Source organism: Pseudomonadota bacterium (assembly GCA_039033415.1).
Taxonomy (GTDB): Bacteria; Pseudomonadota; Gammaproteobacteria; order Xanthomonadales; family SZUA-38; genus JANQOZ01.
This window is the reverse complement of the sequence record JBCCCR010000012.1, coordinates 175,533-185,030: the sequence shown is the minus strand read 5'-3', so window position 1 is coordinate 185,030 and position 9,498 is coordinate 175,533. Positions and strand designations below refer to the sequence as shown.

The window sequence follows — 9,498 nt, the reverse complement described above, 5'->3', positions numbered from 1 at the left end:
GTGTCGGCCAGCGCCGCCAGCCTCCGGTGCGCCGCGGTCCAGACGCCCAGCTCCGCCTGCTCATCCAGATCGGCCAGACGCGCGGTAAATTTAGTCGCCGAGGCCAGAAAAGCGTCCGCTGAGTGGGCAGCCGCTGCAGCGATGGCGGTTTGGTGCTCGGCGTCGGTGCCGCGCGGCGCGATCGAAGCGATGGTGAGGGCGAAGTTTCGGAGTCTTGATTGGGTGAAAAACGCGCCGGTTTTGCGATAATGCGGGCGCCTCTATCGGGGATGGTGATTTTCATTTCATGAGTTCGAACCTACACAATGCACTCAGCGTGCAGGATCAACTGCTGCCTGGCGTATCACGGACCTTCGCGCTGACAATTCCGCAGCTGCCGGATGGGCTTCGCGAACCCATTACAAACGCCTACCTGCTTTGCCGCATCGCCGATACGATCGAAGATGACGTCCAGCTCCAGCGAGAGCAGAAGGCGGAATTCCATGACCGCTTTATCAAAGTCGTTGAAGGACACGAAAACCCTGAACCATTTGCCCGGGAACTTGCGCCGCAGCTGTCACCGGAGACCCTCGCTGATGAGGTGACGCTGATCGAGCAAACCGCCACCGTGATCACGGTGACCCGGAGTTTCAATGAGCGCCAGCGCGCGGCGCTGATCCGGTGCATCCGAATCATGTGTCACGGCATGCCCCAGTACCAGGCGGAGAAGTCGATCGCCGGTCTGCCGACGGTCGCCGACATGGATCGCTATTGCTACTACGTGGCCGGGGTCGTCGGCGAAATGCTGACGGAGCTCTTCTGCGATTACTCCGAATCGATTGCCTCACACCGCAGCTCCATGATGCCGCTGGCAGTGGCCTTCGGGCAGGGACTGCAGATGACCAACATCCTCAAAGACTTTTGGGAAGACCGCGCCGCCGCCGCCTGTTGGCTGCCGCAGGAGCTGTTCCACAGTCACGGGCTGAACCTCGCGGACGCCGATAGTCCGGCCTTCCAGAACCGGTTCGAAAAAGGGATCGAGGACCTGCTGGGCATGGCTCACGCCTACCTGCGCGACGCGCTGGGCTACGTGCACCTTATCCCGTCGAGCGAGACCGGCATCCGACGGTTCTGCCTCTGGGCCATCGGCCTGGCGGTGCATACCCTGCAGAGCATACGCCGGCATCCGGAATACCGCGCCGGTGACGCGGTCAAGATCTCCCGGAGCGCTGTGCGGCGGATCCTCCTGATCAGCAACCTTTGCTCTAGGAGTAATCGACTGCTCCGCTTTGGCTTCAAAATGCTGGCCCGGGGCCTGCCGCTGAAAGCCGAATTGATGCGGTCCAACCAGGCCTGGGCAACCCCTCGATGACCGAACGCCACAAATCGCGAATCCCGAATTTCTACAAGCTGTCGGTGGCTGAGCGGGTCGAAGCCGTCAAAGAGCGTGGCTGGCTCAGCGAGCACGATCAGGCGATGCTGAACGACGGGTCGCACATGCTGACGCTCGAAAACGCCGACCGCATGATCGAAAACGTCATCGGCGTACTTGGCCTGCCCGTTGGCTTAGGACTGAATTTCCTGATCAACGACAAAGACTACGTTGTTCCGCTGGCGGTGGAGGAGCCCTCCATCGTTGCGGCCCTGAGCTCTGCCGCCAAGACTGCCAGGGCCGGCGGTGGTTTTGCCGCTGAGAGCACCGATCCGGTCTTGATCGGCCAGGTTCAAATTATCGGCGCGCCCCACCCGTCGCAAGCCAGAATGCGGCTGCTCCAGCGTAAGGAGCAGATCATCAATCTGGCCAATAGCCTCCACCCCAAGATGATTGCGCGCGGCGGCGGCGCCAGGGACATGGAGGTGCTGATGCACACCACCCATGACCTGGGCGACATGCTGGTGGTTCATCTGCTCGTCGACACGCGCGACGCCATGGGCGCGAACCTGGTCAACACGATGTGTGAGGGCATAGCCTCGCTAGTAGAGAAGATCACCCGCGGCAAAGTGTTTCTGCGGATCCTGTCCAACCTCACCGATCGCGCCATGGTCCGCGCTCGAACGGTAATACCGATAGATCAGCTCGCCAGGCGCGGCTTTGACGGCGAACAGGTACGCGACGGTATCTGCATCGCCAGCCAGTTCGCCGATATCGATCCCTACCGCGCCGCTACGCACAACAAAGGGGTGATGAACGGTATCGATGCGGTGGCCATCGCCACGGGCAACGACTGGCGGGCCATCGAGGCCGGGGCGCACGCCTACGCGGCGCGCGCGGGACGGTATACTGCGCTGACCCAGTGGCGGAAAACCGCTGAGGGTGACCTGGAGGGCACGATCGAGGTGCCGATTAAGGTCGGCATTGTCGGAGGTCCGCTACAGTCGAATCCGACCGTGGCGCTCAACCTTCGCCTCCTTGGCGTCAGCAGCGCCGTGGAGCTGGCGGAGGTGATGGGGGCCGTTGGCCTGGCGCAGAATTTTTCCGCGCTCAAGGCCCTGGCCACGGAGGGCATTCAGCAGGGCCATATGACGCTTCACGCGCGCAGCGTGGCCACCGCAGCTGGAGCGACGCCCGAAGTATTCAACCAGGTGGTGGATCGGCTGGTTGAAAGCGGAGAAATTAAGATCTGGAAAGCGAGGCAGATTGTGGCGACCGTAAAACAACAATCACATGCTGACGGCGACGTCAGGGCGGACGACGGCCTTTCTGCCGGCTGCGGTAAAGCGATCCTGATGGGTGAGCACGCGGTGGTCTATGGGTCACACGCGATCGCTGCGCCGATTCCGCTCGCCGTGGAGGCGCGCGTGGACGAATGGTCTCAGGGCATCCAGCTTTCCATTCCGCGCTGGGGTGTCGATCAACGAATCGCCACGGAGCCAGAGCTGCGCAAGCCATACGAAAAGCCGGCCGCGATGATCCTGGAACACCTCGGCCTGCTGGATCAGAAGATGCATATCCAGGTTTTTCCCAATCTGCCGCGCGCCCAGGGTCTCGGCGGATCTGCCGCGGTCGCGGTGGCGATAATCCGTGCGCTCGACCAGCGCTTCCGTCTCGAACTGACCGATCAGGAAATCAACAGTCTCGCCTTCGAGGCGGAGAAGATGGCCCACGGCAACGCGTCGGGAATCGACAACTCGGTGGCGACCTACGGCCGCATGCTGCTGTTCAAGCGTGGCGACCCACCGCTGGTCGAAGAGCTGAGCCTGCCGCAGCCCATCAGGCTGGTCATCGGCATGACGGGCGTGGAGAGCCTTACCGCCAAAATGGTGGCCAAGGTCCGCTCCGGCTGGGAAAGCAGCCGCCGGATGTACGACCGGATCTTTAACGATATTGATCAGCTCACGCTGCGTTCGCTCGAAGCACTCAAAGCGTTTGAGCTCGAACGCGTCGGTCAGCTGATGAACGTTTGCCAAGGTATGCTGAACGGTCTGCAGGTATCGTCCTGGGAGCTGGAGGAGATCATTCAAATCGCTCGGGATAATGGCGCCCTTGGCGCCAAACTGACCGGCTCGGGCGGGGGTGGTTCGATTATCGCCCTGTGCCCGGAAAACTCCGACAAGGTCGTGAAGGCGATCGAGGACGCCGGGTACAAGGCCATGGAGGTGGAAATTGGCTAGATCTGCTGCCGCCCGTCGTGCCGTCGTATCGTCCGAGTCAGAGCAGCTGGTGCTCGTTGATCGGTTTGATCAGCCGAAAGGTTTTGCCAGCAAAGCGGCGTGTCACGACGGTGACGGGATGCTGCACCGTGCCTTTTCACTATTCATTTTTAACGACCGCGGTGAGCTACTGCTGCAGCAGCGCAGCGGGCAGAAAAGGCTGTGGCCGCTTTTTTGGTCCAACAGCTGCTGCAGCCACCCGCGCCAGGGGGAAGAGCTGGACGACGCGATCCATCGCCGGCTTGCCCAGGAGCTGGGCATGGAAAGCCAGCTGGAGTTTGTCTACAAGTTTCAGTACCAGGCACGCTTTGGGCCGGAAGGCTCGGAGAACGAGCTGTGTTCGGTGTTTCTCGGCCGGGCCGCCGGCGATGTGCATGCCAATGAAAACGAGATTGAAGCCTGGCGTTATATCAGCCCAGCGGACCTAAGCGCCGAAATGGATGCCCATCCGGACCGCTTCACGCCTTGGTTCAAGATGGAGTGGGAACGGCTGGGAGAAGAGTTTGGCGGCCGGCTCGACGCCTACCTTTCACCGCCTGAGACCTGAAGAAAAAAGCCCGGCCGAAGCCGGGCTTTGGTCAGCAAACCCCTGCGCCTAGGAATTCTTTAGCGCGTCTCGTATCTCGGTCAGCAGCTTGACCTCTTCACTCGGCTCGGGCGGCGCGGCGGGCGCCTCCTCTTCTTTGCGCTTCAGGTTGTTCATCACCTTGACCGCCACAAAAATGGCTGCCGCAACAATAAGAAAGTCGACAACCGTCTGAATGAAGGCGCCGTAGCTGATGACCACCGCCTCAGCCTCTTCGGTGGCCTCCTGGATGGTGACGGCGAGATTGGAAAAGTCGACGCCTCCCATCGCCACGCCGATCGGCGGCATGATCACATCTTTCACCAGCGATGAAACGATCTTGCCGAAGGCGGCGCCGATGATGATGCCCACCGCCATATCCATCACGTTGCCGCGCAACGCAAACTCTTTGAACTCTTTAATTAGTGCCATCTGCCCTACTCTCTTCTATCGTGTGTAAGTCGATAAACGATCCCGCCTGATCAGCGCTCAGGCAGGCGTCGCTGGCCCTCGGATCTGCGGAGCCTAGCAGTCCGCTGGGTTGTTGACTACAGGCGGACGCCGGCTTTAGCGAAGGTATCGCAAGAGTCAGCGTTGCCGCCGCTGAGCCCAAGCCGCAGCCACTCAACGCGCTGCGCTGAGGTACCGTGGGTAAAAGACTCGGGGCGGACGGCTTTGCCGGCTGAAGACTGCAGCGCATCGTCACCGATGGTTGCCGCCGCTCGAAGGCCTTCCTGGACATCGCCAGGCTCAAGGACGCGGTTAGCCTGATTGGCGTGATGGGCCCAGACCCCGGCCAGGCAGTCCGCCTGGAGCTCCATCAACACCGAAAGTTGGTTGGCCTGAGTCTGGCTGCCGCTGCGCTGAAGCCGGCGAACCCGCGGTTCGATCCCCGTGATGTTCTGGATATGGTGCCCAACCTCATGGCCGATGACGTAGGCCTGGGCGAAATCCCCCGGTGCTCCCATGCGAGCGAGCTGACGGAAAAAGCTGAGGTCCAGATACACGCGCTGGTCACCGGGGCAGTAGAAAGGTCCGACAGCGGCGGTCTGATAGCCGCAGGCTGAGGTAACAGCGTTTTCAAAGATTCTGAGCTTCGGAGCCTGATACTGCTGGCCCGACTGGCGAAAAACGCGCTGCCAGACATCTTCGGTTGATCCGAGTATGGCGCTCACAAACTGCGCCGCTTCGTCGTCGACGGCAGGGTTCACGGCGGGGGGCGACGCGCTCTGACCACCCCCGGCCCCGCCGAGCATCTGCAAGAGTGCGAGCGGATTTTGTCCGGTGACCAGCGCAACGATCACGGCGATGATAACGACTCCGCCGCTGAGCTTGGCGCCGCCGGCCGCCCGGCGCTGGCCGCGCGTATCCTCAACGTTTTTGCTTCGGCGAAGGTTTCTCCAACGCATGGCCTGATCCTGCTCGTGGGAAAGCCGAAGTATAAACCCCCAGCGGCTGAGAAGGACCTTCTGCGGTCCCGGTGTGGATCAGGCTGAGCGTTCGACCGGATCGAACTGATCGCGAAAGCCCTGCCCTGCCACTATAACCGGCTCCCCGTCGAGAAAACCCTGGTAGTACTCAACTTCGAGCTCGGTCAGGAGTTCGAGGTGTCGTTCACTATCCACCCCGGTCGCAACCAGGGGCAGGTTGAGCCGCTTGCCGTAGTCGACAAGGCTTTCGAGCATCTCCCGGTGCACCGGACTGCCGGGAGCCGCCTGGACAATGGCTCGATCCACCTTCAGATAGTCGACTAACCCTAGGGGGGCGAGCATTCCCAGCAGCGCGTTCCCCGGCATGCCCATGTCGAGCGCCACTACGCACCCAGCCTGCCGCACCACCCGGATAAAGCGACTAACCCCAGCGAAGTGGCCAGCGGATTCGTGAAGCGTGATGTCAAAACAGACCTGGCTGGGAAGCAGATGGCTCTGCTGCAGCGTGCTCACGACAAACTCTGAAAAGTGTCGATTCACCAGCGTGGCGGTCGAAACGTTGATGCAGAGTCGGGTGTTGATCGGCTGCATATCGAGCCAGCCGAGCGCGTCTTTCACGATGCGGGTGTCCAGGTCCAGCGACAGGTCGAGACTCTCCACCGCGTTGATAAAGTCGGCGGTCGACAGCGAATGGTCTTCCAGGGGTGGCCGCACGAGCCATTCGAACCAACGCTCGGAGCCGCTGCGCGGCGTGACCGGCTTGATCTGCTGGGCAGCGTAAGACATCTCACCGTGTTCGATAAGATCACTCAACTGCGCGACTGACGATAGCTGCGAACGTCGCATGGTTACCTGCACCTTCCCTAGCTGCATGTTACCTCAAGGACCTGGCACGCCTGCCGGACTCCCGACAACCGGTGTTGACCCGGTGTCAGGCGGCGCGAGCCGTGACCTCGCTACTCCCCACTCACCCCCACTGTACCTGGATTCGCCGTTACGACAAGCGGGCTTTTAGGCCTATAATTCCGGAACTCCGTCAAAGGTTTACCGAATGTCCGTGCTCCTTCCGTCCCTCCGGCTCACCCCGGCTTACCGGCTGATGCTGCTGCTCTGCCTGAGTTTCAGCACCACGGCGCTGGGAGCGATCCCTGCAGCCCCGGATCGAGGTGAGGGCGAGGGTCCCTACAAGCAGCTGATCCTGCGTGGCGTCACCCTGATCGACGGGACGGGCGCACCACCGATCGGGCCCGTCGATGTGACCATCGAGGGTAACCGGATTGTGAATATCGACAGCGTCGGCTACCCCGGCCTGCCGATCAATCCCAACGACAGACCGCCGGCCGCTGAAGGCGCACGCGAGATCAACCTGGAGGGACACTATCTGCTGCCCGGCTTTGTGGACATGCACGGCCATATGGGCGGGGCGGCACAGGGGGTGAACGCCGAGTACGTATTCAAGCTCTGGATGGGCCACGGCATCACCACCATCCGCGACCCTTCCTGCGGCAACGGCATTCGCTGGTGCCTGGATCACCGCTTGCGCAGCCGAGAGAACACGATTACCGCTCCGCGAATCGAAGCGTATCCCTTTTTCGGAGCCGGCGCGGAGGCGCCGATTTCGACACCAGCGCAGGCTCGTTCCTGGGTCCGGCGCATCAAGCGCCAGGGTGCGCAGGGCATCAAGTTTTTTGGCGCCTCACCCAAGGTGATGGCGGCTGCGCTGACCGAAGCCAAGGCGGTCGGCTTGAGAACCGCCATGCACCACGCTCAGCTGGCCGTCACCCGGGTCAACGTGCTGGATTCGGCGCGACTGGGGCTGACGACCATGGAACATTGGTACGGTCTCCCCGAGGCACTGTTCGTCTCAAGGGTCGTGCAGGACTATCCCGCAGACTATAACTACAACAACGAACAGCACCGTTTCGGCCAGGCCGGCCGGCTTTGGCTCCAGGCTGCGGCTCCAGGCAGCGAACGCTGGAACGCGGTGCGCGACGAGCTCATCAAGCTGGACTTTACGCTCGACCCAACCTTTACGATCTACGAGGCGAGCCGGGACCTGATGCGGGCGCGGACGGCCGAATGGCACGAGGAATATACGCACCCGAATCTGTGGCAGTTTTTTCAGCCGAGCCGTGCGGCGCACGGGTCGTACTGGTTTGACTGGACCACCGCAGACGAGATCGCCTGGCGGGCCAACTTTCAGCGCTGGATGGAGTTTGTCAACGACTACAAGAATCATGGCGGTCGGGTGACCGCCGGTTCGGATTCGGGCTATATCTTTAAGATCTATGGCTTTGGCTACATCCGGGAGCTCGAGCTCCTGCAGGAAGCTGGCTTCCATCCGCTGGAGGTGATTCGGGCCGCCACCCTCTCGGGCGCGCAGGCGCTCGGATTGGACGAAGACATCGGCTCGATCGAAGTCGGGAAGCTGGCGGATATGGTGGTCGTTCAGGACAATCCCGTGGCGAATTTTAAGGTGCTTTACGGCACCGGCCATTTCAAGCTCGGCCCGGACAACAAGCCGACGCGCAGCCGCGGCATTCGCTACACGATCAAAGATGGCATCGTGTATGACACCGCTGAACTGCTCAAAGAGGTTCGCCAGCTTGTCGCCGACGCTCGCGCTGAGTCCGAATTGGACCGAACGCCGAGGCCGTCCGCCAGCCCGTGAAACCCAACCTCGTCGCGCATCCCGAGCTGGCCCGGCAGGGTGCGCAGAAAATCGATTGGGTGCGGCGCCACATGCCGATACTCAGCCAGCTGGAACAGGAGTTCAGTGCCGAGCAGCCTTTTGCCGGCAAGCGGATTGTCGTCTGCGTTCACCTCGAAGCCAAGACCGCCAATCTCGCGCTGGTACTGCGCAGCGGCGGCGCGGAGGTGGCGGTTACGGGCAGTAATCCAGATTCGACCAAAGACGATGTGGTGGCAGCACTGGCCGACCAAGGCCTGCGAGTTTACGCGCGCCATGGCGCCAGCCCGCAGGAGATGCTGGACAACATGAGTGACGCGCTGGATCTGCGCCCTCACGCGGTCGTGGACGATGGCGGCGACCTGCTGGAGGTGCTTCACGACCGGCGCCCCGAGCTGCTGTCGGAACTGGCGGGCGTCTGCGAAGAAACCACCACGGGCGTTGAACGGGCGCGCGAGCGTCAATCGTCCGGCGAACTGCAGACGGCCGTGATGCTCATCAACGATGCCCGCTGCAAATACCTGTTCGACAATGTTCACGGCACCGGCCAGTCGGTTTGGGATGCGGTGATGCGCACCACCAACCTGTCGGTTGCGGGAAAATCCGTTTGCGTCATGGGTTTTGGCTGGTGCGGTCGTGGGATTGCCCTTCGCGCCGCTGGGCTCGGCGCTCGCGTAGCGGTGATTGAACCCGATCCGATTAAGGCCGCTGACGCCCTCATGACCGGTTACCACGTCGGTCGAGCTGCCGACGTGCTGCCAGAGGCCGACTTTGTGGTGACCGCTACCGGCGTTGCGCAAACGCTGGGCGAGCCGCATTTTGTGCACCTCAAATCGGGCGCCGTCCTCGCCAACGCTGGCCATTTCTGGGACGAGATCGATGCCAGCGGTCTAGCCACTGCCGGCTCAGAGCAACGCACGATGCGTGAGAACGTGACCGGAACCCGCCTTCCCCAGGGGTGGGTGTATCTCCTTGGCGAGGGTCACATCGTCAACATCGCCTGCGCAGACGGCCATCCCGCGGAAATCATGGACACCAGCTTCGCGCTGCAGGCCCTGAGCGTTCATGCGCTGCTGACCGGCCCAACGCCTGATCCGGGCCTGTATCCCGTTCCTAAGGACGTCGACCGGCGCGTGGCGGAGCTCAAGCTCTCGGCGGCCGGAGTAACGTTCGAATAACGCCGC

General features: G+C 62.0%; 8 protein-coding genes. 5 read left to right on the top strand and 3 right to left on the bottom strand.

Annotated elements, in window-relative coordinates:
- Nucleotides 1-286: 286 nt before the first annotated feature.
- From AAF358_12095 to idi, 3 genes are read left to right on the top strand one after another with little or no spacing between them, the layout of a single operon-like run.
- Nucleotides 287-1,351 carry a phytoene/squalene synthase family protein gene (locus AAF358_12095; GenBank protein MEM7706290.1) on the top strand — a complete coding sequence of 355 codons (1,065 nt, stop codon included), beginning with the start codon at nucleotides 287-289 and terminating at the stop codon, nucleotides 1,349-1,351.
- Nucleotides 1,348-3,591, top strand: coding sequence for a hydroxymethylglutaryl-CoA reductase, degradative (locus tag AAF358_12090; protein ID MEM7706289.1), 2,244 nt, complete (start codon nucleotides 1,348-1,350; stop codon nucleotides 3,589-3,591). The genes AAF358_12095 and AAF358_12090 overlap by 4 nt, the downstream gene beginning before the upstream one ends.
- Nucleotides 3,584-4,177 carry an isopentenyl-diphosphate Delta-isomerase gene (gene idi, locus AAF358_12085; protein MEM7706288.1) on the top strand — a complete coding sequence of 198 codons (594 nt, stop codon included), beginning with the start codon at nucleotides 3,584-3,586 and terminating at the stop codon, nucleotides 4,175-4,177. Before AAF358_12090 ends, idi begins: the two co-directional genes overlap by 8 nt.
- Before the next feature lie 48 nt (nucleotides 4,178-4,225).
- Here idi and mscL read toward each other — a convergent pair whose 3' ends face one another.
- From mscL to AAF358_12070, 3 genes are all read right to left on the bottom strand, one after another.
- Nucleotides 4,226-4,627, bottom strand: coding sequence for a large-conductance mechanosensitive channel protein MscL (gene mscL, locus AAF358_12080; protein MEM7706287.1), 402 nt, complete (start codon nucleotides 4,625-4,627; stop codon nucleotides 4,226-4,228).
- 116 nt (nucleotides 4,628-4,743) lie between these two features.
- Entirely contained in the window at nucleotides 4,744-5,604 is an 861-nt protein-coding gene (locus tag AAF358_12075; GenBank protein MEM7706286.1) for a neutral zinc metallopeptidase, read from the bottom strand.
- 78 nt (nucleotides 5,605-5,682) lie between these two features.
- Nucleotides 5,683-6,438 carry an EAL domain-containing protein gene (locus tag AAF358_12070; GenBank protein MEM7706285.1) on the bottom strand — a complete coding sequence of 252 codons (756 nt, stop codon included), beginning with the start codon at nucleotides 6,436-6,438 and terminating at the stop codon, nucleotides 5,683-5,685.
- 286 nt (nucleotides 6,439-6,724) lie between these two features.
- Between AAF358_12070 and AAF358_12065 the strand changes: the two genes are divergently transcribed.
- Both AAF358_12065 and AAF358_12060 read left to right on the top strand, forming a co-directional pair.
- Nucleotides 6,725-8,296: an amidohydrolase family protein gene (locus AAF358_12065; protein ID MEM7706284.1), complete on the top strand. Its 1,572-nt coding sequence runs from the start codon at nucleotides 6,725-6,727 to the stop codon at nucleotides 8,294-8,296.
- The gene (locus AAF358_12060; GenBank protein MEM7706283.1) at nucleotides 8,293-9,492 is read left to right on the top strand and encodes an adenosylhomocysteinase; all 1,200 of its coding nucleotides are present in this window, start codon (nucleotides 8,293-8,295) and stop codon (nucleotides 9,490-9,492) included. Before AAF358_12065 ends, AAF358_12060 begins: the two co-directional genes overlap by 4 nt.
- The last annotated feature ends 6 nt before the right edge of the window (nucleotides 9,493-9,498 follow it).